Origin of the sequence: Pantoea phosphatilytica (assembly GCF_051025615.1) — a bacterium.
Taxonomy (GTDB): domain Bacteria; phylum Pseudomonadota; class Gammaproteobacteria; order Enterobacterales; family Enterobacteriaceae; genus Pantoea.
In genome coordinates this window covers 399,485-423,120 of record NZ_JBPFDF010000001.1, presented here as the reverse complement: position 1 = coordinate 423,120, position 23,636 = coordinate 399,485, and the positions used below count along the sequence as shown (strand labels likewise).

Genomic DNA, 23,636 nt, shown 5'->3' with positions numbered 1-23,636 from the left:
TCAGGCGCCGATCCGCATCGGCGCAGGGTGATGCGGTCACGCATCGCGCGCCGGAGAGAGGCCGTCATCTGACACGCCGGATGCCCGGCTCGGCTATGCAGGGTTGCGCCCCATCCTCACCATCGCGCGATACCAGGCCCCGCGCTGAATCGACCAGCGCAATCCCACCGCGATCGCATTAATCTTCTGATCGATGAGCGTCTGCTGCAGACGACCGATCTCGCGTCCGGACATCGCCTGCGCCCAGGCGGGCATCAGCCCGAAACCTGACTTCAGCATGATTTTCATCACCGGTTTCGCCTGCCAGCTCGGCGCAGGAGCGTTCATCAGCAGCCGCGTGACTTCTGCGGTGCGCTCGTCAAAGCGCAGCTCAGGCCGCATCTGTTGCAGATAGTCCGCCACATCGACGACGCTTTTGGGCACCCGCTCCGCTCCCAGGGCTTCGGCAATCAGCGCCGCTTCCTGATAATAGCGATCCTGCTCAGCACGGGTGAGGTGCGGATTTTTATAGCGCAGATGGGCCGCCAGAAAACGGCTGGTCTCCGCGACATGAACCCAGGTCAGCAGATGGGGATCGCTGGCCGCATAGGGCTTCCCCATACTGTCCACGCCGCTGACTTTGAGGTGGATGCGTTTTACCCGCGCGATCAGCGTCTGCGCATCCTGTTGGTTACCGTAGGTCGTCACCGCAATAAACTGACTGGTGCGGCGCAGACGGCCCATCATATCTTCGCGGAAGTTGGAGTGATCCCAGACGCCCGCCAGCGCCGCCGGATGCAGCATCTGCAGCAGCAGCGCGCTGATCCCCCCGCACATCATGGCGGTGAAATCGCCGTGGACGCGCCAGATCACGCTGTCCGGGCCAAACAGGCCGGGATCGCCAGGCGGCTGAGAAAGGTCAAATTCATTCATCGACAGGCCATTAAGGCGGAAGACCTGCTGCTGAATGCGGTCACGCAGATTCATAATGGTGGCTCTGATAGTGGATAGGATGCGGCGCGCGGCAGCAGGACGCTGACAACACGCCGCATCCCCCTTTCCCCGGATTCAGGGAAAGGGCTGACGGTTAGAGATAGTTGAACTGCCCATTCTGGGTACGAACGGAGTCGAGCCCAATCATCACGTTAAACCGGCCGGGTTCTGCAACGTGCTGCATCTGCTGATTCCAGAACTTCAGCGCATCGACATCAATCTTAAAGGTCACCGTCTGTGATTCACCGGCTTTCAGCATGATGCGTTTAAAGCCACGCAGCTCCTGCACCGGGCGGCTCATTGAAGCAACCGGATCGTTGAGGTACATCTGCACCACCGTCGCCCCGTCGCGCTGACCGCTGTTGGTCACCGTCACGCTGGCCTCAATGCTGCCGTCATGCGCCATCGTCGGGGAGGACATTTTAACCGGTGACACGGTGAAGCGGGTGTAGCTCAGGCCGTAACCAAATGGATAGAGCGGGCCATTGACCGCGTCATAGTAGTGCGACGTATATTTGTTCGGCTTCGCAAAGTTATAAGGGCGGCCGGTTGGCAGATGGTTGTAATAGATCGGAATCTGACCCACCGAACGCGGGAAGGAGACCGGCAGCTTGCCCGATGGGTTGTAGTCGCCGAACAGCACATCGGCGATGGCGTTACCGCCCTCGGTGCCGCTGAACCAGGTTTCCAGCACGGCATCGGCCATCCGGTCCTCATTCACTATCGACAGTGGGCGTCCGTTCATCAGCACAATCACCAGCGGTTTACCGGTGGCTTTCAGCGCGGCTAACAGCTTCTGCTGATTCGGCGGAATGATCAGATCGCTGCGGCTGGAGGCCTCATGCGCCATGCCCTGCGCTTCGCCCACGGCAGCCACGATCACATCGGCCTGCTTCGCTTTGGCAACCGCCTCATCGATCATCTGCTGCGGCGAACGGGTATCAATCGAAACCGCCGGTTCATACAGGTTCAGGAAATCCTGAATCCCTTTATTGTCGGAGACGTTGGCCCCTTTCTCATAGAGCAGTGTCGCTTTGCCTTCGGTGGCGTTGCGCATCCCCTGCAGCAGCGAAACAGACTGCTTCGCCACGCCAGCGGCCGACCAGCTGCCCATGATGTCGCGCTGGCTGTCTGCCAGTGGACCAATCAGTGCAATGGTGCCCGATTTTTTCAGCGGCAGCGTCTCCAGCCGGTTTTTCAGCAACACGATGCTCTTACGCGCCACGTCGCGCGCTTCAGCCCTGTGCAGACGGCTTTCCGCGTTAGTATCCTGCGGATCGCTCTCTTTCGGGCCTAAATGGCTGTAGGGATCGTTGAACAGGCCCATGTCATATTTGACGTTAAGCACATGGCGCGCCGCATCATCAATTTCCGCCATGCTGACGTCGCCGCGCTTCACCAGATCCGGCAGATATTTACTGTAATATTCGTCGCTCATGCTCATATCGACGCCCGACTTCAGGGCGATCCGCACCGCTTCCTGCGGATCGCTGGCGACGCCATGCTTGATCAGCTCTTTAATCGCGCCATGATCGCTGATGGTAATGCCTTTGAACTTCCACTTATCGCGCAGCAGATCTTTCAGTAACCAGCTATCTGCAGTGGCTGGCACCCCGTTGATGGAGTTGAGCGCCACCATTACCCCGCCGCTGCCCGCATCCAGCGAGGCTTTATAAGGCGGCAGATAGTCCTGAAACATGCGCTGCGGACTCATATCCACCGTGTTGTAGTCGCGGCCACCTTCCACCGCACCATAGAGGGCGAAGTGTTTTACGCTGGTCATCACGCTGTAGCGATCGGCGGCGCTCTTACCCTGCATCGCCTGCACCATGCTGCGCCCCATTTCGCTGGTGAGCCAGGTATCCTCACCGAAGCCTTCGGAGCCACGGCCCCAGCGCGGTTCACGGCTGACATCCACCATCGGTGCCCAGGTCATGTTCAGGCCATCATCGGCCGCCTCATAGGCAGACACGCGCCCCACCTCTTTTACGGCATCCAGATCCCAGCTGGAGGCCAGGGCTAACGGGATCGGAAAAATGGTGCGCTGACCGTGAATGACATCGAAAGCGAAAAAGAGTGGGATCTTCAGGCGGCTGAGCTGCATCGCCTGATCCTGCATGGCCCGGATATCCTGACGGGTTACGGTATTAAAGATCGCGCCAACCTGACTCTTCTGAATCATGTCGCGAATGGCTTCTTTCGGATTATCAGGTCCGACACTGATTAAACGCAGCTGGCCGATCTTCTCGTCCAGCGTCATTTTTTTAAGCAGTTGAGTGACAAAGGCATCCCGCGCCTGTTCGGTCATCGGGTGGTTACCTGGCACTGTCTCAGCCAGTGCGGGTTGCATCGCGAGGGAGACAGCGAGACTAACAGAGTAAATCCATTTCATCAGGTTGGGTTCTCTTAAGTAACTGCGCAATATCGAATAAACAGGCGGCAGTGTGCCACAAGATGAGAATAGCAGGTAGCTGCTGCTGTCACACTGCGTTCAGGTGAGCAGCCGTGCTACAGTTAAGTCGCACTGATAAGACAAGGGAATTGCTCATGATACCAACCTCTGCCCTGCTTTCTGATCTGCGCCGCCTCGTCGGCCCGGCCCATCTCCTGACTGAACCTGAACAGACCGCCCGTTATCGCAAAGGCTTTCGCTCTGGCGACGGCGAGGCGCTGGCCGTGGTGTTTCCTGGTACCCTGCTGGAGCTCTGGCGGGTGCTGCAAACGCTGGTGAAAGCCGATGTTATCATTCTGATGCAGGCGGCGAACACCGGCCTCACCGAAGGTTCCACACCGCACGGCAACGACTACGATCGCCCGCTGGTGATTATCAGCACCCTGCGGCTCGACAAACTGCAGCTGATCGACAATGGCCAGCAGGTGCTGGCGTTCCCCGGCAGTACCCTCTATCAGCTGGAAAAAACGCTCAAGCCGCTGGGACGCGAACCGCATTCGGTCATTGGCTCCTCCTGCATCGGCGCCTCGGTGCTGGGTGGCATCTGCAACAACTCCGGTGGCTCGCTGATTAAGCGCGGTCCGGCCTACAGCGAAATGGCGCTGTTTGCGCAGATTGACGCCAGTGGAAAACTGAAGCTGGTGAACCATCTCGGCATCGATCTGGGCAGTTCACCGGAGGAGATTCTGGGGCGGCTGGATGACGATCGCTGGCAGCCTGGCGACGTTCAGCATGATGGCCGTCACGCCTCCGATCACGACTACGCCGATCGGGTGCGTGAGGTCGATGCCGACACGCCCGCCCGCTACAACGCGGATGCGCGGCGTCTGTTCGAGGCGTCCGGCTGTGCCGGAAAGCTGGCGGTCTTTGCCGTGCGACTTGATACCTTCGCCAGCGAACCCCAACAGCAGGTCTTCTACATCGGCACCAATGATCCCGGCGTTCTTACCGAGCTTCGCCGTCACATACTGGCCCATTTTACCCATCTGCCCGTGGCTGGCGAATATATGCATCGTGACATCTACGATATTGCGGAGGTTTACGGAAAAGATACCTTCCTGATGATCGACAAGCTGGGCACCGACAAAATGCCGCTGTTTTTCACGCTGAAGGGACGGGTCGATGCCTGGCTGAGTAAATTCGCCTTCATTAAGCCCCACTTCAGCGACCGGCTGCTGCAGCGGCTGAGCAGGATGTTCCCGGCCCATCTGCCCAGACGCATGAAGCAGTATCGCGACAAATATGAACACCATCTGATGCTGAAGATGTCTGGCGAGGGTGTGGCGGAAGCGCGTAACTATCTGCGTGACTACTTCCGTGAGGGCGGTGGCGAGTTCTTTGAGTGTGAAGGCAAAGAGGGCGCGCACGCCTTTCTGCATCGATTTGCGGCGGCGGGCGCGGCAGTACGCTACCACGCCGTGCATGCCGATGAGGTGGAGGATATTCTGGCGCTGGATATCGCCCTGCGTCGAAATGACCCTGACTGGTTTGAAAATCTGCCTGACGCGATCCGCGCCTCGCTCAGCCATCGCCTCTACTATGGTCACTTCTTCTGTCACGTATTCCATCAGGATTATATCGTCAGAAAAGGGGTCGATGTGCCTGCGCTGAAAGCGCAGATGCTGGCGATTCTGCAGGCGCGCGGCGCGGAGTATCCCGCTGAACACAACGTCGGTCATCTCTATCAGGCTAAACCGCAACTGGCCGCCTTCTATCGCCAGCTCGATCCGACCAACAGTTTCAATCCTGGCATCGGCAAAACCAGCAAACAGAAAGGCTGGGCGGTGAAACAGGGTTAACTGCGTTTCCGGTCAGCCTGCTTTTCTGAGCAGGCTGATCGTCCGGGCATCGGGTTCCTCCGATGTTATTATTGTCGTCGTTAATGGCCATAATTTTCATCAAAAAATTAATTTTCCTTCCCAGATTGCACCTGCTTTATTTTCTCTGATCGTGTTCTGCGCAACCCCTCACAAAACATCACCCCCGCAATTGATAATTCGCGCCGCGAAAAATAAATTACCGACAGAAAATAGCCACAGCATGTTAATTATGAATTTTTCCAGGGAGGGATAAAGATGCGTAAAATTAATTACGCGCTCGCGTTAATGGAAATAACGGCGGCAACGCTTGCGCTGACCGCAATAAATGCTTTACCGGCTTATGCTTCCGGATTTATTGAAGATGCGTCGCTGAAAGGCAATGTTTTTTACTGGCAGCGACAGCGGGATCGCAAAGAGACCGACCCCGCCAGCGATGCACACGGGAAATATCGGGCCAATCTGCATCACGCCTCGCTCAACAGTAATCTCGACTATACGTCCGGCTATGCCGGCGGCTGGATCGGACTGGACTTTGCCCTGTTTGGTGCCGCAGAGCTCTCCAGCAGCGGCCCCGCAGCACCCAACGAAATTGGCTTCAGCAAGGCACGAACGCGCTGGGAAGAGAAATGGAATGGCGACAGCAGCGGCGCCGCCATTTATAAAGCGGCGCTCAAATTAAACTATCACGACTACTGGTTACGTGCCGGTTATATTCAGCCAACCGGTCAGTCACTAATTGCGTCGCACTGGAGTTTTTTACCCGGCACTTATCGGGGCGTCGAAACAGGTGCGCGGTATGATTTTCAGGCGGCGGGAGAATTATCGCTCTCCTGGATATGGAGCGACAAATATAAAGCCCCCTGGTATCGGGATTTATATGATTTCCGCGAGGCAGATGGTAAAACGGGTATTCGCTACCTGCATTCGTTCGGCATGAAATATGACTTCAAAAATAGTCTTGTTCTGGAAGGGGCATTTGGTCAGGCTGCAGATTATATGGATCAATATTTCGCTAAAGCGTCCTGGTCAGCCACACCGGGCGGCCATGCCCTTAATACCAGCTATCAGTTTTATGGTGCACATGACCACGTTACCGGTGGGGCAGCGAATGTCCGCGATGTCTATGATGGTCTGGCCTGGCTGCAGGCGCTTACGTTCGGTTATAACGTCGGCCCGGTTGATCTGCGCCTCGAAGGCACCTGGGTCAAAGCCGAAGGCAATCAGGGTTTCTTTCTGCAGCGCATGACGCCTGCCTATGCCAGCTCGAATGGACGACTGGATATCTGGTGGGATGCCCGCTCAGACTGGAACGCCAATGGCGAGAAAGCGATCTTTGCCGGGGCGATGCTCGATCTCACTCCCTGGCAGCTGGCTGGCTGGAAAGTGGGAACATCTTATGTCTGGGGCTGGGATGCCAGACCCTCTACGCTGCCCACCGTTGATCAGAGCCAGCGGCTGAAGGAGTCCGCCTGGAACCTCGATCTGATCTATCAAATTCAGCAGGGCCGCGCGAAGGATACACAGTTCAGACTCCACTACACCCGCTACGACAATCACAGCGACCTGCCCAGTTACAGTGGCGGTTACGGCAATATGTTCCAGGACGAAAAGGACATCAAGTTTATGGTTATTGCGCCGTTTACGGTGTTCTGACGCCCTGCACACACGGACCTTTTTCAGCAGCAAGGATGAATCACTATGTTTAAGTTAAGCCTTATCGCGTTTACCCTGCTCGGCGTGGCCACGACAGGCCACGCCAGCCCGTCCGATCAGCAGGTGGTGGATCAGATCAGCAAATTTGGCGTGACCTATCAGGTCACTGACAACCAGGCCGCCCTGCATGGCACCGACTGTGCCGCCCTGGGCGCCGACTACGCCGCCTGTAACCGCGCCACGATCACCCTCACCAATCATGGCCCCGCGCTGAACAGCCGGCACTGGGCGATCTACATGAGCAACGTTCATCAGACGCTGCGGGTCGACAACGAGCAGTTTAAAATGACCCATCTGGTCGGCGACTTAACCCGGCTGGAGCCGACAGAGAAGTTCACCGGCATCGGCGCGGGCGAATCGGTGCAGATCCCCATCGTTAACGAGTACTGGCAGCTTTTCATAACCGATGTCATGCCGCGCTGGTATGTCACGGCTGGCGAGGCCACGCCAAAAATTATTGCCAGCACCGATCATGAGGATCTCAGTCGTTTTGTCTTGCCGCTGGGCGATCACTGGCGGCGCAGCGCCGATGATCACAATATCCTGATGCAGCCTGCCAGCCGTTTTGATCGCAACAACGATGTCGTTACCCTTCCCGCTTCCGCGCTGCGCGGTCAAATAACCCCCACCCCGCTCGATGTGAAACTGCGCCCGCAGAATGCCGATCTCAGCCGGGGCGTCAGGCTGTCGCTGACCGGGCTAAGCAGCGAAACTGTGGAGGCGGTAAAACAGCGCCTGACGCTGCTCGGGCTGAAAACGTCGCCAGAGGGGTTCGCCATCACAACGCAGGTTAAGCCAGGGCATTTCAGCGGCGTGCTGGCGAAATCGGGCGCCTACGATCTGGATATTACCCCCCGTCGTGCCAGCATAACGGGCTACGATGCGGCCGGTGCTTTCTACGGCCTGATGTCACTGTTTTCGCTGATACCCGGTGAAGATGCACCCCGTATTGCCAGCCTGGAAGCGCACGATGCGCCGCGCTTTGCTTATCGCGGCGCACTGCTGGATGTTGCCCGGCATTTTCACAGTAAACAGGCGGTCATGCGGCTGCTGGATCAGATGGCGGCATGGAAGATGAACCGCTTTCATTTTCACCTGAGTGATGATGAGGGCTGGCGGATTGACATTCCTGGCTTACCCGAACTGACCGGGGTGGGTGCAAAACGCTGTCATGACCTGACCGAACAGCGCTGTCTGCTGCCGCAGCTCGGTTCCGGTCCGTTCAGCGATAACAGTGGCAGCGGCTATTTCAGTCGTGACGACTACATCGCGATAGTGAAGTATGCGCAGGCCCGGCATATTCAGGTGATCCCGGAAATTGATATGCCCGCCCATGCCCGCGCCGCCGTGATCGCCATGGAAGCCCGCTACCAGCGGCTGACGGCAGAGGGCAAACCTGAAGAGGCCACACGCTATCGTCTGATGGACCCGACCGATGATTCGCAGACCACCTCTGTTCAGTTCTATGACCGCACCAGCTACCTGAATCCCTGTCTTGAGAGTTCACAGCGTTTCGTCGATAAAGTGATCGGTGAAATCCAGGCCATGCACCAGGAGGCGGGACAACCGCTCACCGTCTGGCATTTTGGCGGGGATGAGGCGAAGAATATCCGGCTGGGTGCGGGCTACTCGGACAAAAACGATCCGAAACCGGGCACCGGCCTGCGCGACCAGCGTCACGAAGATCTGCCGTGGCAGAAATCACAGGTCTGCCAGGCCCTTGTGAAAAGCGGCAAAGTGGAAAATCTGGCCCATCTGCCGGGCTATTTTGCCCTGGCCGTCAGCGATATCGTGAACCGGCACGGCATTGGCAAAATGCAGGCCTGGCAGGATGGCTTAAAAGAGGTCAGCCATGCCGCCGCCTTTGCAACGCCGCGTGTGGCGGTCAATTTCTGGGATACGCTCTACTGGGGCGGTTATGACAGTGCCAGTGACTGGTCTCAGAAAGGCTATGACGTGGTGATCTCCAGCCCTGATTACCTCTATCTGGATTTTCCGTATGAGGTGAATCCGCTTGAGCGCGGCTACTACTGGGGCACCCGCTTCAACGATGAACGCAAAATCTTTGGCTTCGCGCCCGACAACCTGCCGCAGAATGCGGAAACTTCTGTCGACCGTGACGGCAACGCGTTCAGCGCCAAATCGGTGAAGCCCTGGAGCGGGGCCTATGGGGTCTCGGCGCAGCTGTGGAGCGAAACCGTGCGTACGGATGCCCAGATGGAATATATGCTCTACCCTCGCCTTTTTGCGGTCGCAGAACGTAGCTGGCATCGGGCCAGCTGGGAGCGGGATTATCAGGTGGGTCAGGAGTACACGGGCGGCAGTACGCATCTCGTCGATCAGCAGGCACGTCTGCGTGACTGGCAGCGATTTGCCAATCTGCTGGGGCAGCGCGAACTGATGAAACTGGACAAAGCGGGCATCGATTATCGCCTGCCGTTGCCGGGTGCAAAAATCGTCGATGGCATTCTGTCGATGAACGTGGCCTTACCTGGCGTGACGCTGGAGTACAGCCTGGACAACGGCGTTAACTGGCAGCGTTACGATGCCCGCCAGCCCCCCCAGGTCAGCGGAAGTGTATCCGTTCGTTCGGTAAGCCGCGACGGCCAGCGTAGCAGCCGCGTCGAAACGCTCTAGAGAGCCAGGAGGCAGGCGGCTAAGAAGCCTCTGCCTGAAAAATAACATGGCCGACAGATGTCGGCCATGTTACTGCTAAACCAGCTTCTCTTCGGGTTCCGCACCCGGCATCTGACGACGCTCAATAATCATCGTCTGCGGAGTCGAGAGCAGGATGCCCTCCTTGCGCAACCGCGTCAGAATGTCGAACAGCAGGTCGCTTTTGGCACCGGAGATCTGCCGCTGACCCGCCACGTTGCCGGTGACGCTCAGTACAATCCCCTGCTGTGTCAGATCTTTAAACGACACAGAGGGTTCCGGCGTCTCCAGAATACGTTCGTTTTCGTTATACACTTCCAGCAGAATATCGCGCACCTTGCCCGGATCGGTGTTAAGCGGGAAGGTCAGCGTAATCGTTACCACCCCCTGTGCGTTACCCATCGTCGCATTGCGCACGTTCTGCGAAATAAACTGTGAGTTCGGCACGATCACCGTGGATTTATCGCCCAGCTGAATTTCCGTGGCGCGCACGTTAATCCGGCGAATATCCCCTTCGATACCGCTGATGCTGACCAGATCGCCCACCTTTACCGGCCGCTCGGTTAACAGGATCAGCCCCGAGATAAAGTTCTTCACAATCTCCTGTAAACCAAAACCGATACCGACTGACAATGCACTGACGATCCAGGCCAGCTTGTTCCACTGCAGTCCCATAATCGACAGGGTCAGCAGGATGATCAGTACATAGCCGATGTTGCTGAATAGCGTTACCAGCGACACCCGCATACCCACATCCATCGTGGTTTTCGGCAGAAAATCAGTATCGAGCCAGCGGCGCACCGAACGCAGCACATAGATGCCGACGATCAGGCAGATCAGCGCATTGACCATGTGCGCCGGCACGATATTCATCGACTCCAGGCCTTTACCGCCCCAGAATTCAATCACTTTCTGCAGCAGCTCAATCGGCGTGGAGGAGGCAAAGGTCCCGTTAACCAGCGCCAGCGCCACGACCAGCACCAGGAACGTTTTCCCGATGGCTGTCAGCAGCGTCGCCGCCTGCTGAAGGTGACGTTCATTGATGTTCAGCGAATTCTGAATGCGACGACCGGTCGCATTACTGGTCGAGAAGAAACTCTCACAGCCATCATTCAGCAGGTGGCTGAGGAAGTAGAACGAGCCAAACAGCAGGCCGCACCAGATCACCTCGTAACTCAGGAAGCGCGCCAGGGTCACGTAGCCGATCAGCAGCGACACCAGAATAGCGATTGCCGTCAGCGTCAGGCCCATCTGAATCAGCCCGACCAGCGTAGAGCGCGCCTCTGGCGGGGTGCCCGCCAGCGTCATACGACGGCGCACGCGGTTAACCCGCACACTGATCGCCAGCGCAGTAGTGCCGATTAGCAGCGCGGTCAGGCCGTTGGCAAAAATCGTGGTGTTCAGGCTGGTGCCGACACTGTAGTTAAAGGCTTCCACCGTCTGGAAGATAAAGACCAGCACGGCGGTAATCGGTGGAAAGGGCTTTAACGCCATCGCCACCTCATTGGAGATGGTCGGCAGCCGCCAGCTGGGGCGACGCGTAGAGAGAAAAGCGCGGCCCAGTCCGGCGATCAGGCCGCAGAAGACGCTGAGCTGCACCAGCCGATCGACAAAATCCTGCACGTTTTCAGAAACCTCATCGCGGCGCGTAAAGGCCAGCGCGATAAAGTTAAAGGTCAGCACCACCGCCGCCAGCGTGGTCAGGGCTATCGCGGCCGCCAGGAAGCTGCGGCGCAGTTTGCCCTCCGGCAGTTTGTGAATGCTGACCCAGGCGAGAAACTCCTCCCCGTAGCGGCGGCCCACCGTCATCACCAGCAGCGCCGCCAGCAGCCACATGACGCTGCCCACGCGCCAGCCTGGCTCCCAGGAGAGCGCGGCGGTGTCCTGCAGCTCCTGCAGGAATTCAGTGATTTTTTCGCCGTCGAGATCCTGACTGTTGAGCAGCGGTGACCAGAAGCGCGCGCCCAGGATCGTACCGGAGTTCAGCGCCAGCTGGCTTTTCAGCTGATCACGACGCAGGTTGACAATCTGCGAAGAGAGCGTCAGCGCCCCATTTTTGATGCCTTCGGCCTGCTTAATCTGGTCGTCGAGCTTACTTTTCTGACTCTCCAGCGCATTACGCTTACGCGTCACTTCCGGCGTCTCTTTGACGCCGCTGTCGGCTTTAGGCGCGGGGCCCAGCACCTGCAACTGCGCCTCCACCTGCTGCCGATCCGGCACCAGCGCCTGACCCAGCGTATCAGCATTACCCGACAGCTCCAGCGCCATTTCATTCAGCTGAGTCAGCTTGTTTTCACCGGCATCACCCGACACCTGGCTTTTGATTTTATCGAGGATTTTCTGCATCTTCGGCAGTTCTACGGCGGCATTCAGCTTCGGCGCAGCATCCTGTTCCTGAGCAGCAGTGGCCGTATCATCCGCGGCCAGCGTCAGCGCCGGGGTGAACGCCACCAGCACCAGCATCAACAATGCAAAAAGGGATCGTATAAACATATGAGTAAGATTCCGGCAGCTTAAATCAGGCGATCGTCCCTCGCCATTCGCGCGTAGTGTAGGGCTTTACAAGGGATGGCAATATAGGAATAACGGGTATTTTTCAGGCGCATTCCGGGCGGACAGCGGCCTGAAGCGGAACATCGGCTGCGGCCCGGCCGGGTCTGGCGGCTGGTTAGCGCCGCCAGTCAAAGCGGCGCGCGTGGCGCCGCAATCCGGCTGTTATTCTACGTCAGTCGTGCCGCCACCGTTGCTGGCCACCTGGCCCGACTTCTGTTTTTTATACGCCAGCGCGGCGGCAGGCACCGGTGCCGCTTTGCCGGTTTCCAGCCAGCTGCGCAGACGGCTGGCGTCAGCGAAGTGGGTATATTTGCCAAACGCGTCCAGCACCACCAGCGCCACCGGACGATTGTTGATCATCGTGCGCATCACCAGACAGTGGCCCGCCTGATCGGTGTAGCCGGTCTTGGTCAGCTGAATGTGCCAGTCATTTTTATAGACCAGATGGTTGGTGTTGCGGAACGGCAGCGCATAGTTCGGATGGGCAAACACCGCCGTCTCCTCTTTGGTGGTGCTGAGCGCGCCGAGCAGCGGATACTCCCGCGTCGCCTTGAGCAGTTTAACCAGATCCTGGGCACTGGAGACGTTCTGCGTCGACAGGCCGGTCGGTTCGACATAGTGGGTCTGCTTCATGCCCAGTGCGCGTGCCTTAGCGTTCATCGCCCGGATAAAGGCGTTGTAGCCGCCCGGATAGGCGTGCGCCAGGCTGGCGGCGGCGCGGTTTTCAGAGGACATCAGCGCCAGCAGCAGCATATTGCGGCGGCTGATCTGGCTGTTGAGCTTCACGCGTGAAAAGATGCCCCGCATTTCCGGCGTCTGGCTGATATCGACGGTTAACATCTCATTCATCGGCAGATGCGCATCCAGCACCACCATCGCCGTCATCAGTTTGGTGATCGACGCAATGGGCCTGACCCGGTCCGGGTGGCTGGAAAAGAGCACTTTATTGGTGGTGAGGTCGACAATCATCGCACTGCCAGAAGCGATCTGCGGCTGAGCAATAGGCGCAAGTTGCGACAGCGACGTGGTCGCCTGCGCCGGAAGTGACACAATCTGCCCTGAAGCGAGCAGCGCCAGCGAAAGCAGGGTGGAACGAATTTTTGCAGGCATCGTAGAAAAAAACCCGGTTATGATTATGTACTGTGTCAATCCGACACAGGCCGCCCGCTCCCGTCACGTCAGTGCGCGGGCTGGCTGCGGTATCATACGCTTAAGGTTAAGAAATTTCCTGGCGAGATTGTTTCCGGGCGTAAAAAGCACGCTGCCGCCACAGGGCGGCAGCGGTCGGTCAGAACAGATGCGGTCCATAGCCCCACAGCACGACGGTCAGTGCCAGCAACACCTCAAATACCAGCACGCCGATCGCCAGCGTCGAGCCGGAGAAACGCAGGCTCTCTTCACGGTCGATATTGAGGAACAGCGGGATGCCGATATAGAGCAGATAGCCGGTGTAGAGCAGTGCCAGTGCACCCGCCAGCACACAGAGCCAGACCAGCGGATAAAGCGCCACCAGCCCGCTGAGAAACAGCGGTGTGGCCACATAGCCCGCAAATACCGTACAGCGCGGCACGCCAGGCCGCTGCGGATAGTCGCGTGCCATCCAGTGGATCACGCGTCCCATCACAGCCACGCCGCCCAGAATAATCAGATAGAACAGGATGCCCAGCCCGATCCCGGTGGCCAGATTCAGTTGCACATATTGCCCATCGCCCAGATTCCAGCCCAGCTGCGTGGTTCCGATAAAGGCGCAGATCACCGGGATCGCCGCCATCAGCAGGACATGGTGGGTGTAGTGATGCGAAACGCTTTCGTTCTCTTGCTTGATATGACGCATTTCCAGGTTCGGATGCGCCAGAAGTCCCCAGACATGGTTCATACAGTCACTCCTCTGATGCAGTGGGCCGCCCGATGAAGCATGCGTCTTAAGGGCAGCGTCTTCTCAAGTATAATCGGCAGCAAAATTTTCGTGGCGACCGGACAAAAAAACAGCATAAATAAACGCAGCCGTGGGTGCGGGCGGAAGCGAAACGAAATCGCGTATAGACTTGAACAAACAGCCACTGAACAGGGAGTGTCATTTTGCATCTGGACATCAACGCATTAATTACGCAGTACGGTTATCTGGCACTTTTGATTGGCTGTATCGCCGAGGGGGAGACATTCACCCTGCTGGGCGGCGTTGCCGCGCACGAGGGATTACTGCACTACACGGGCGTCGTGCTGGCGGCGATGGGCGGCGGAATCATCGGCGATCAGCTGCTCTACTGGATCGGCCGTCGCTGGGGCACCCGGATCCTGCGCCGGTTTAAAAAACATCAGGACAAAGTGGTAAAGGCTAACCGCCTGATAAAACGCCGCCCCAGCCTGTTTGTGATTGGTGTGCGCTTTATGTATGGCTTCCGGCTGATCGGGCCGGTCATCATCGGTGCCAGCCGCCTCAACCCGATGAAGTTTTTTATTCTTAACGTCATCGGCGCGGCAATCTGGGCGCTGATCTTCGTGACGCTGGGCTATTTCGCGGGCGGCATTATCGCGCCGTGGCTGCACAAGCTCGACCAGCACTTCAAGCATCTGCTCTGGCTGGTTGCAGCAGTGGTGTTTGCCTTTGTGCTGCGCTGGGTGATCCGCCGCTGGCATACCCGTCGCGCCGACCAGTAACCGCGGCTGCGGCCTTCCCTCCTCATTCCTGCAGAATCCGCCACAGGGCCGGACGTTTCAGGCGTCCGGCCAGCTTTCCCCTCTTCCTTTGCAGCCCCCGGCGTTAACCCTCTGTGCGCAAACGAAGCCGCATCGACGGCCTCGGCTATAGTTAAAGGGACACTGACAGGGAGATTAGGATGAGTAAGGTAAAACGTAAGATTGAAGAGCACGGCGTGATCGGCGATTTGCGTACCTGTGCGCTGGTCGCCAATGACGGCACCATTGACTACCTCTGCTGGCCTGAACTGGACAGTCCCTCGGTCTTCGCTGCCCTGCTCGACGGCGAGGATGCCGGACTTTTCTCACTGGCGCCCGACTGGCCCGATGCGCGACGTCAGCAACTCTACCTGCCCGATACCAATATTCTGCAGACCCGCTGGCTTGATGAGAAAGGCGTGGCCGAGATCACCGACTACATGCCCATCTGCGACGATAAAAGCAAGCTGCCGCGCCTGATCCGCCGGGTCAAGATGGTGCGCGGCAGTGCGACCTTCAACCTGCGCTGTTCTCCCCGCCACGACTACGCCCGCGCAGAGACCCAGGCGGAAGCGCACAACGGCTGTATCGATTTTCACGCCGAAGGTCAGCCGTCGCTGCGGCTGGCGGGCAGCGTGGTCATGACGCTGGAGCAGGACGGCGCATCGGCAGCGTTCACGCTGCAGGCGGGCGAACATGCGCAGTTTGAATTTGGCAGCGTAGACGATGCGCATATCGAGGCGCTGGCTACCGAACACTGCTTTGAAGAGACGCTCAGATACTGGCGACACTGGAGCGGACAGAGTACTTATCAGGGCCGCTGGCGCGAGATGGTGCAGCGTTCGGCGCTGGTGCTGAAACTCCTGACCTCACATCAGCATGGCTCTATCGCGGCCGCCGCTACCTTTGGCCTGCCGGAGGAGCTGGGCGGTGAACGGAACTGGGACTATCGCGCCTCCTGGATCCGGGACGCCTCCTTCAGCATGTATGCCCTGATGCGGCTGGGCTACGTCGATGAAGCCAAACATTTTACTCAATGGGTGGGCCGTTGCGTCGCTAACAGCCATCATGATGAGATGCGTCTGCAGGTGATGTACCGGCTGGACAGCGGCACGGAGCTGCATGAGATGGAGCTGCTCAATCTCTCTGGCTATGCCGACTCACGGCCGGTGCGCATCGGCAATGACGCCTGGCAGCAGACCCAGCTGGATATCTATGGCGAGCTGATGGATGCGGTCTATCTGGCGAACAAATATGGCGAGGCGATCTCCCAGCGCGGCTGGGAGTATGTCGTCAGCATGATCGACTGGCTGAGCGAAAACTGGGATCAGCCCGATGCCGGGATCTGGGAGATGCGCGGCGAGCCGCAGCATTTCCTTCATTCACGCCTGATGTGCTGGGTGGCGATGGACCGCGCGCTGCGCCTGGGCATGAAGCGATCGCTGCCGATGCCTTATGAGCGCTGGGATCGGGCCCGCCGGGCGATCCGGGAAGATATCTGGGCGAACTTCTGGAACGCCGAACGCGGCCACTTCGTTTCGACCCGGCACGGGGACTACCTCGACGCCTCGATGCTGCTGATGCCGCTGGTGCGCTTCGTCGGCGCCACCGATCCGGACTGGATTGCTACCCTGGATGCGATCAAAACCCAGCTGGTCAGCGACGGCATGGTGCGACGGTATAACATTCATGAGACACCGGCCGATGGTCTGAAAGGCACCGAAGGCTCCTTTGGTGCCTGCTCCTTCTGGTATGTCGAGTGCCTGGCGCGCGCGGGCCGGGTGCAGGAGGCGCATTTCGAATTTGAGAAACTGCTGAGTTACGCCAATCCGCTGGGCCTTTACGCAGAGGAGTTCGACAGTCACGGTCATGCGCTGGGAAATACCCCGCAGGCGCTGACCCATCTGGCGCTGATCAGTGCCGCCTTTTTCCTGAACCGGAAACTCAGCGGTGAACAGACGCAGTGGCAACCTTAGCCCCCCCGGCCACGCCGGAAAGCCCCATTTTATGCGTCCGGTTTTCCGGAAATGGGCTAACATCCGCCGTGAATTTACGTAAAGTATTGCAGGCAGGTTAAAATCCCGATTCACAACGTCAGATTAATGAACATATAATGCGCAGCAGGTCACATTGGCCGGCATAGATTCGACACACTGAACAGCCTGAAATATGGCGATAAAGAATTGTAAAATATGAAAATCATTCGCGCTTTCGCTTCAATCGCACTGGCTCTGGCGGCGTTCAGCCAGTCCGCCTTTGCTGTGGTTTACCCGTTACCGCCGGCCAACAGCCGTCTGATCGGGGAAAATATTGAAATTACTGTCCCTGAAGACAGCAAGCTGCCGCTGGAAGCTTTTGCGGCGCAATACCAGATGGGCCTCAGCAACATGCTGGAAGCCAATCCGGGCGTTGACGTTTATCTGCCTAAGGCTGGCAGCAAAATGATCATCCCACAGCAGCTGATCCTGCCTGACGCTCCGCGTGAAGGCATCGTGATTAACAGCGCGGAGATGCGTCTTTATTACTATCCGAAAGGCAGCAAAACCGTTGTGGTCCTGCCGATTGGTATCGGTGAGCTGGGTAAAGATACCCCGATAAACTGGACCACTACCGTAGAACGCAAGAAAGATGGCCCGACCTGGACACCAACCAAAGGCATGCATGCGGACTACGCGGCACGCGGTGAAACGCTGCCAGCGGTCTTCCCGGCCGGCCCGGATAACCCGATGGGCCTCTACGCCCTCTACATCGGCCGCCTCTATGCGATTCACGGCACCAACGCTAACTTCGGTATCGGCCTGCGCGTCAGCCACGGCTGTGTGCGTCTGCGCGCCGACGACATCAAATGGCTGTTCCAGAACGTGCCGGTTGGCACGCGCGTTCAGTTCGTCGACCAGCCGGTGAAAGCGACCGTAGAGCCAGACGGTTCGCGTTATCTCGAAGTGCACAACCCGCTGTCGACCACCGAAGAGCAGTTTAACTCCCGTGAGCTGGTGCCGATTACGCTGACCCAGGCTGTGAGCAAAGTGCTGGTCGATGCCAGCGTCAATCAGGATCAGGTCAATGGCGCGATTCAGAGCCGTACCGGTATGCCAGTGAAAGTGAACGGTGTGGAAAACAACATCCAGACCGCGCCGGTTCAGGTACCGGAAAACTCACAGGCGCAGCCACAGGAAGAGCCGATGACCCCGGTGACACCACAGGGTGCGAACAGCGATGCGGCCCAGCCGCAGCAGCCAGCCGACACCGCGGCACCGGCGGCACCGGTCACCCAGGCCGCACCGGCAACCCCGGCGAACAGCAACTCGTAATCGCCTCTCTGCCTCCGGAAGCCAGCGCCCGTCGCTGGCTTTTTTTTGCCTGAATTAAGGCAATTTCTGCGTATTTTCTCCGCCCGCCCATCATTTTTCTGTCATATAAAGCGCGTATCACACTGCTTTGATCGGGTGCAATCGGCATCCGGCATCAGTGACCTGAGGTACACCATGAGCGAAAACAGTCTCTCCTCCTCATCCGCCCGCGGCCGCCCCGACTTCAGCGGCAAAAACAGCCGCTTCAGCAAACCGCTGTTTTTTCTTCTGCTGATCGCCGGACTGGCCTTTGCCGGACTGAACCTGGTCAGTGACGTGGAAGAGACCAATATGCCGGTCACCAGCTACCTGCCCTTTTTTCTGCTGGGGCTGGCGCTGCTGATTGCGCTCGGCTTCGAGTTCGTCAACGGTTTTCACGACACCGCTAACGCGGTCGCCACGGTGATCTACACCCATTCGCTGACGCCGGGCGCGGCGGTGATCTGGTCCGGCTTCTGTAACTTTATGGGGGTACTGCTCTCCAGCGGCGTGGTGGCGTTCGGCATCATCTCGCTGCTGCCGGTTGAGCTGATCCTGCAGGCCAGCAGCGGCAATGGCTTCGCGATGGTCTATGCCTTGCTCTTTTCCGCCATTATCTGGAACCTCGGCACCTGGTATTTCGGCCTGCCCTCCTCCTCCTCCCATACGCTGATTGGCTCAATTATCGGCGTCGGCGTCGCCAACGCGATGCTGCACGGGCGCAGCGGAGTGAGCGGTGTGGACTGGGATCAGGCCCTCAAGGTCGGCTATGCGCTGCTGCTGTCGCCGGTGGTCGGTTTTGTCTGCGCCGGACTGCTGCTCTGGGTCATGAAGCTCTTTATCCGCAATCGCCAGCTCTATCAGGCACCGGAAAGCGATCAGCCACCGCCGGTCTGGATCCGCGGGCTGCTGATCCTGACCTGTACCGGGGTCTCATTTGCGCACGGCTCCAACGACGGGCAGAAAGGGATGGGGCTGATTATGCTGATCCTGGTCGGCACCATGCCGATCGCCTACGCCCTGAACCGATCGCTGCCCGCCGATCAAATCCCGCGCGTGGCCGCGCTGACGGAAGTAACGGCCCACCAGCTGCTGCAGCTGCAACCGGCTGCCACGCCGTCGCCGGTGGCCCGTGACGTGCTGACCGGTTTTGTCGGCAGTAACCGGATGAATGCCAGCGTGCTACCGGCGCTGGCGGAGACGCTCAGCGAGGTGGGCGATCAGATCCGTCGCTACGGCTCTATGGACAATATTCCGGCGCAGGCGGTGACCAACACCCGCAACCAGATGTATCTCGCCTCAGAGTCGATCAAACATCTGCAGACGGCGAAGGTGGCTCTGCCGCCGGAGACGGCGCGGAACCTCAAAGCGGTGAAAACGGAACTCGACAGCGCCACCCGCTTTATCCCGATGTGGGTGAAAGTGGTGGTGGCGATTGCGCTGGGGCTGGGAACAATGGTGGGCTGGCGCCGGATTGTAGTGACGGTGGGAGAACGGATCGGGAAAACGCATCTGAGCTATGCCCAGGGTGCCAGCGCCGAGCTGGTGGCGATGGCTACCATTGGTGCAGCCGATGGCTTTGGCCTGCCAGTCTCCACCACCCATGTGCTCTCATCCGGCGTGGCGGGAACGATGGCGGCGAACCGCTCCGGCCTGCAGTTTTCGACGCTGCGTAACCTGGCCGTCGCCTGGGTCTTAACGCTGCCGGTATCTGTGCTGCTCTCCGCCCTGCTCTACTGGCTCTTTACCCATTTCTGACCGGCCGCTGGCTCGCCGCTCAGCCGGCGGCGAGCCGCTGCTGCTGCCAGAGCCGCAGCGTGATCAGCAGCGCGCCCAGCACCATCATGGCGGCGGCCAGATAGACCGACTGCATCCCCCAGTGCCCGATCAGCACGCCCGCCACCGGGCCGGTTAATCCCAGACCCAGATCGAGAAAGGCGGAATAGGTGCCCAGCGCCGAGCCCTGGTCCTGCCGTTCGACCCGCTTAACCGCCTCCACGCCCAGCGCAGGAAAGACCAGCGAAAACCCGCTACCGGTGAGAAACGCGCCTGCGCCCACCAGCCAGGCGCTGTCCGCCTGCCAGATCAGCATCAGCCCCAGCGCCTCCAGCAGGAAAGAGCAGAGCGAAACGCGCAGGCCACCAAAGCGGATGATAAAGCGACCAAACCCCAGTCGCACCAGCACAAAGCCCAGACTGAAGAGCGTCAGCGCATAGGCGGCCCCCTGCCAGCCGCGACTGGCGAAATAGAGCGTAATAAAGGTCGCGATCACGCCAAAGCCAATCGTGCCAAACCCCAGCGCCAGGCCATAAAGCCAGACGCGGGAGAAGACGCGATGAAACGGGATGCGCTCACCGACGCTGACCGTGACCGCCGGTTTGCGGCTGGCCATCAGATAGCCGCCCAGGCCCATCAGCGCAATCAGCCCGGCAAACCCGCTCATGCCTGCGGCGCTGTTCAGCAGCACGCCCAGCGGCGCGCCCACGGCCATCGCCAGATAGGTTGCGACACCATTCCAGGAGATGACGCGCGCCGTCTGCAGCGGCCCGACAATATTCATCCCCCACAGCGTGGAGCCGGTGCTGCTGAAGCTCTCCCCCACCCCGAGAAACAGCCGGCCAATGGCCAGCAGCGCCAGACTCAGCCACGGCCAGCTGCTCATCAGCGCGGCCAGAATGGTCAGCACCCCGCTCATACCGCAGCAGAGCAGCCCCAGCATCACCACCCGCTTCGGCCCCAGGCGATCGGCCAGGCGACCCGACTGAGGACGACTGAGCAGCGTGGCAAAATACTGAATGCTGATAATCAGCCCGGCGATGAAAGAGCTGAAGCCCAGGTGATTTTTAACGAAGCCCGGCAGCACCGCCAGCGGCAGCCCTACAGAGAGATAACAGAAGAAGGTGAAGATGATGACAGAAAGGATACGTTTGTTGAGCTGGCTGTTGCTCAACCCGGCAGTGTCAGACATAGCAGCCCTGGAGGGTCAGGAAGTTTGGCCCACTATACCGTCAGGCGATCGGTGGGTCGCCAGATTTTTTTTCACAAACCGTGAACGTTCGCGTGACGATCGATCGCCTGCGCGATGTCGCCCGAGTTCTTTAACGCCCGGATTTCACTGAATAAGCCGTCTGCTTCGCCATAAGCTTTGCGCAGATAGCCAAGCCACTGCTTGATGCGTGCCACATGATAGAGGCCGGTGTCGCCCTGCTTCTCCAGGCGGCTGTATTTCTGCAACAGACGCACCACCTCAGGCCAGGCCATCGGCGGTTCGTTATATTTCACCACCCGGCTCAGGTTCGGGATGTTCAGTGCGCCACGGCCAATCATCACCGCATCGCAGCCGGTCACCGCCATACAGTTTTGCGCGCTTTGCCAGTCCCATATCTCGCCGTTGGCAATCACCGGAATCCGCAGCCGCTGACGAATTTCGCCAATCGCCTGCCAGTTGATCGCCTCTGCGCGATAGCCCTCTTCTTTGGTTCGTCCGTGTACCGTCAGTTCGCTGGCACCGGCCTGCTGAACCGCATCGGCAATCTCCAGACTGCGGGCGCTGGAGTCCCAGCCGAGCCGCACTTTTACCGTCACCGGCAAATCCGCAGGCACCGCTTCGCGCATCGCTTTCGCGCCGCGATAAATCAGATCGGGATCTTTCAGCAGCGTTGCGCCGCCTCCGCTGCCGTTGACCAGCTTAGAGGGACAGCCGCAGTTGAGGTCGACACCCCAGGAGCCCAGCGCCACCGCGCGTGCGGCGTTCTCGGCCAGCCATTCGGGATGCTGCCCCAGTAACTGCATACGCACCCGCGTGCCGGAGGGCGTGCGGCTGGCGTGATGCAGTTCGGGGCAGAGGCGATAAAAGGATTTTACCGGCAGCAGCTGATCGACCACGCGCAGAAACTCTGTGATACAGAGATCGTAGTCATTCACTTCCGACAACAGCTGGCGCACCAGTGAATCCAGTACACCCTCCATCGGAGCCAGTAAAACCCGCATTATCAGACGTTCCCGGTGCGCTTCGGAGCGGGACGACGCGGACGGGACGCGGGCTTATCGCCCTGCGGAGCAGGCTGACCCTGACGACGCGCCTGTGGGCGGCGTTCGCCGGATGAGCGTGGTGCGCCTGCCCCCTGCCCGCCCTGGCCGCGACCCCGGCCGCCGCCTGCACCACCGCGTGACTGCTGCTGACGGCCGTTGATGATCGGTTCCGCTTTAATGCTCGGATCCGGCTCAAAACCGGCAATCGCCAGGCGTGGGATCTCGCGCTTCAGCAGACGCTCGATATCACGCAGCAGTTTGTGCTCATCCACGCAGACCAGCGACAGTGCTGAACCGGTGGCCGCCGCACGGCCGGTACGGCCAATACGGTGAACGTAATCTTCGGCCACGTTCGGCAGCTCGTAGTTCACGACGTGCGGCAGCTCTTCGATATCCAGGCCGCGCGCGGCGATATCGGTGGCGACCAGGACACGGATCGCGCCTGACTTAAAGTCGGCCAGTGCACGGGTACGGGCACCCTGGCTCTTGTTGCCGTGGATAGCGGCGGCGGTAATACCATCTTTGCCCAGCTGCTCGGCAAGGTGGTTAGCGCCATGTTTGGTACGGGTAAAGACCAGTACCTGCTGCCAGTTGCCTTCGCCAATCAGTTGCGACAGCAGTTCCCGCTTACGCTTCTTATCCACGAAGTGCACCTGCTGGGCAACCTGCTCAGAGGCGGTGTTGCGGCGAGCCACTTCCACCATCTCCGGGTTGGTCAGCAGTTTTTCCGCCAGGCCTTTGATCTCGTCAGAGAAGGTGGCGGAGAACAGCAGGTTCTGACGTTTGGCCGGCAGGCGCGCCAGCACGCGGCGGATGTCGTGGATGAAGCCCATATCGAGCATCCGGTCCGCTTCATCCAGCACCAGCACTTCGACCTGCGACAGGTCAACCGCATTCTGGTGCGCCAGATCCAGCAGACGGCCTGGGGTCGCCACCAGCACATCAACGCCGCCGCGCAGTTTTACCATCTGCGGGTTGATGCTGACGCCGCCAAACACCACCATCGAGCGCAGGGTCAGGTATTTGCTGTAATCGCTGACGTTTTCGCCAACCTGCGCGGCCAGCTCACGGGTCGGGGTCAGGATCAGGGCACGCACCGGACGACGGCCGCGCACGGGTTTCGCGCTGGCAGAGAGTTTCTGTAAAAGGGGTAAGGTAAAACCGGCTGTTTTACCGGTGCCGGTCTGGGCACTCGCCAGCAGATCGCGGCCAGCCAGCACCACAGGAATCGCCTGGCGCTGGATAGGTGTCGGTTCGCTGTAGCCTTGTTCGGCAACCGCGCGCAAAATATCGGCACTCAGGCCGAGAGAGTCAAAAGACATTACGTGGTTTACTCCGGTCCGCTCTGACCGTGATTCACGGTGTAGTTTTCAGAGGGATAGTGACGGCAGCTGGGGCTGACGCGTGAAAAGGGCACAAACTACGATGCGTAAG

General features: G+C 59.1%; 15 protein-coding genes. 7 read left to right on the top strand and 8 right to left on the bottom strand.

All coding sequences use genetic code 11. The features are described from left to right. Window positions 1–93: 93 nt before the first annotated feature. Together ACR6AS_RS02260 and bglX are read right to left on the bottom strand one after the other, a co-directional pair. Window positions 94–969: an oxygenase MpaB family protein gene (locus tag ACR6AS_RS02260; RefSeq protein WP_293774049.1), complete on the bottom strand. Its 876-nt coding sequence runs from the start codon at window positions 967–969 to the stop codon at window positions 94–96. 97 nt (window positions 970–1,066) lie between these two features. Then, window positions 1,067–3,364, bottom strand: a complete 2,298-nt coding sequence (bglX, locus tag ACR6AS_RS02255) for a beta-glucosidase BglX (RefSeq protein ID WP_111139851.1) — start codon at window positions 3,362–3,364, stop codon at window positions 1,067–1,069. A gap of 155 nt (window positions 3,365–3,519) precedes the next feature. Between bglX and dld the strand changes: the two genes are divergently transcribed. The 3 genes from dld to ACR6AS_RS02240 all read left to right on the top strand — a co-directional run bounded on the left by dld (window position 3,520) and on the right by ACR6AS_RS02240 (window position 9,594). Further along, window positions 3,520–5,223 (top strand): D-lactate dehydrogenase, encoded by a 1,704-nt coding sequence (dld, locus tag ACR6AS_RS02250; RefSeq protein WP_111139850.1) that lies wholly within the window; start codon window positions 3,520–3,522, stop codon window positions 5,221–5,223. Between the two features lie 276 nt (window positions 5,224–5,499). Then, a complete protein-coding gene (chiP, locus tag ACR6AS_RS02245; RefSeq protein WP_434160988.1) occupies window positions 5,500–6,897 on the top strand; it encodes a chitoporin ChiP in 1,398 nt (465 codons plus the stop codon). Between the two features lie 45 nt (window positions 6,898–6,942). Continuing rightward, window positions 6,943–9,594 carry a beta-N-acetylhexosaminidase gene (locus tag ACR6AS_RS02240; protein WP_418802237.1) on the top strand — a complete coding sequence of 884 codons (2,652 nt, stop codon included), beginning with the start codon at window positions 6,943–6,945 and terminating at the stop codon, window positions 9,592–9,594. 75 nt (window positions 9,595–9,669) lie between these two features. Here the strand turns inward: ACR6AS_RS02240 and ACR6AS_RS02235 are convergent, their stop codons facing one another. The 3 genes from ACR6AS_RS02235 to ACR6AS_RS02225 all read right to left on the bottom strand — a co-directional run bounded on the left by ACR6AS_RS02235 (window position 9,670) and on the right by ACR6AS_RS02225 (window position 14,041). After that, entirely contained in the window at window positions 9,670–12,105 is a 2,436-nt protein-coding gene (locus tag ACR6AS_RS02235) for a DUF3772 domain-containing protein (protein ID WP_434160986.1), read from the bottom strand. Window positions 12,106–12,327: 222 nt separating this feature from the next. Beyond that, on the bottom strand, window positions 12,328–13,275 hold the full coding sequence (pbpG, locus tag ACR6AS_RS02230; protein ID WP_111139846.1) for a D-alanyl-D-alanine endopeptidase: 948 nt from the start codon (window positions 13,273–13,275) through the stop codon (window positions 12,328–12,330). Window positions 13,276–13,453: 178 nt separating this feature from the next. Continuing rightward, a complete protein-coding gene (locus ACR6AS_RS02225) occupies window positions 13,454–14,041 on the bottom strand; it encodes a Yip1 family protein (RefSeq protein ID WP_111139845.1) in 588 nt (195 codons plus the stop codon). A 203-nt stretch (window positions 14,042–14,244) separates the two neighbouring features. On the opposite strand from ACR6AS_RS02225, the gene ACR6AS_RS02220 reads away from it, so the two are divergent. From ACR6AS_RS02220 to ACR6AS_RS02205, 4 genes are all read left to right on the top strand, one after another. Further along, on the top strand, window positions 14,245–14,823 hold the full coding sequence (locus ACR6AS_RS02220; RefSeq protein WP_128085916.1) for a DedA family protein: 579 nt from the start codon (window positions 14,245–14,247) through the stop codon (window positions 14,821–14,823). Between the two features lie 179 nt (window positions 14,824–15,002). Then, the gene (locus ACR6AS_RS02215; protein WP_434160983.1) at window positions 15,003–16,817 is read left to right on the top strand and encodes a glycoside hydrolase family 15 protein; all 1,815 of its coding nucleotides are present in this window, start codon (window positions 15,003–15,005) and stop codon (window positions 16,815–16,817) included. 216 nt (window positions 16,818–17,033) lie between these two features. Next, window positions 17,034–18,152 carry a L,D-transpeptidase family protein gene (locus ACR6AS_RS02210; protein WP_111139842.1) on the top strand — a complete coding sequence of 373 codons (1,119 nt, stop codon included), beginning with the start codon at window positions 17,034–17,036 and terminating at the stop codon, window positions 18,150–18,152. 174 nt (window positions 18,153–18,326) lie between these two features. Beyond that, the gene (locus ACR6AS_RS02205; protein WP_111139839.1) at window positions 18,327–19,928 is read left to right on the top strand and encodes an inorganic phosphate transporter; all 1,602 of its coding nucleotides are present in this window, start codon (window positions 18,327–18,329) and stop codon (window positions 19,926–19,928) included. A 19-nt stretch (window positions 19,929–19,947) separates the two neighbouring features. On the opposite strand, the gene ACR6AS_RS02200 is transcribed toward ACR6AS_RS02205, so the two are convergent. The 3 genes from ACR6AS_RS02200 to rhlE all read right to left on the bottom strand — a co-directional run bounded on the left by ACR6AS_RS02200 (window position 19,948) and on the right by rhlE (window position 23,524). Continuing rightward, window positions 19,948–21,138 carry an MFS transporter gene (locus ACR6AS_RS02200; RefSeq protein ID WP_111139838.1) on the bottom strand — a complete coding sequence of 397 codons (1,191 nt, stop codon included), beginning with the start codon at window positions 21,136–21,138 and terminating at the stop codon, window positions 19,948–19,950. A gap of 71 nt (window positions 21,139–21,209) precedes the next feature. Beyond that, window positions 21,210–22,160 carry a tRNA dihydrouridine(16) synthase DusC gene (gene dusC / locus ACR6AS_RS02195; protein WP_111139837.1) on the bottom strand — a complete coding sequence of 317 codons (951 nt, stop codon included), beginning with the start codon at window positions 22,158–22,160 and terminating at the stop codon, window positions 21,210–21,212. Between the two features lie 2 nt (window positions 22,161–22,162). Beyond that, complete coding sequence (rhlE, locus tag ACR6AS_RS02190) at window positions 22,163–23,524, bottom strand: ATP-dependent RNA helicase RhlE (protein WP_111139836.1); 1,362 nt, start codon at window positions 23,522–23,524, stop codon at window positions 22,163–22,165. Between the last annotated feature and the right edge of the window lie 112 nt (window positions 23,525–23,636).

What these genes read in the sequence shown, in the direction of transcription:
- bglX (WP_111139851.1), bottom strand. Translation starts at nt 3,364, where the DNA reads ATGAAATGGATTTACTCTGTTAGTCTCGCTGTCTCCCTCGCGATGCAA.
- dld (WP_111139850.1), top strand. Translation starts at nt 3,520, where the DNA reads ATGATACCAACCTCTGCCCTGCTTTCTGATCTGCGCCGCCTCGTCGGC.
- chiP (WP_434160988.1), top strand. Translation starts at nt 5,500, where the DNA reads ATGCGTAAAATTAATTACGCGCTCGCGTTAATGGAAATAACGGCGGCA.
- ACR6AS_RS02240 (WP_418802237.1), top strand. Translation starts at nt 6,943, where the DNA reads ATGTTTAAGTTAAGCCTTATCGCGTTTACCCTGCTCGGCGTGGCCACG.
- ACR6AS_RS02235 (WP_434160986.1), bottom strand. Translation starts at nt 12,105, where the DNA reads ATGTTTATACGATCCCTTTTTGCATTGTTGATGCTGGTGCTGGTGGCG.
- pbpG (WP_111139846.1), bottom strand. Translation starts at nt 13,275, where the DNA reads ATGCCTGCAAAAATTCGTTCCACCCTGCTTTCGCTGGCGCTGCTCGCT.
- ACR6AS_RS02225 (WP_111139845.1), bottom strand. Translation starts at nt 14,041, where the DNA reads ATGAACCATGTCTGGGGACTTCTGGCGCATCCGAACCTGGAAATGCGT.
- ACR6AS_RS02215 (WP_434160983.1), top strand. Translation starts at nt 15,003, where the DNA reads ATGAGTAAGGTAAAACGTAAGATTGAAGAGCACGGCGTGATCGGCGAT.
- ACR6AS_RS02210 (WP_111139842.1), top strand. Translation starts at nt 17,034, where the DNA reads ATGAAAATCATTCGCGCTTTCGCTTCAATCGCACTGGCTCTGGCGGCG.
- ACR6AS_RS02205 (WP_111139839.1), top strand. Translation starts at nt 18,327, where the DNA reads ATGAGCGAAAACAGTCTCTCCTCCTCATCCGCCCGCGGCCGCCCCGAC.
- ACR6AS_RS02200 (WP_111139838.1), bottom strand. Translation starts at nt 21,138, where the DNA reads ATGTCTGACACTGCCGGGTTGAGCAACAGCCAGCTCAACAAACGTATC.
- dusC (WP_111139837.1), bottom strand. Translation starts at nt 22,160, where the DNA reads ATGCGGGTTTTACTGGCTCCGATGGAGGGTGTACTGGATTCACTGGTG.
- rhlE (WP_111139836.1), bottom strand. Translation starts at nt 23,524, where the DNA reads ATGTCTTTTGACTCTCTCGGCCTGAGTGCCGATATTTTGCGCGCGGTT.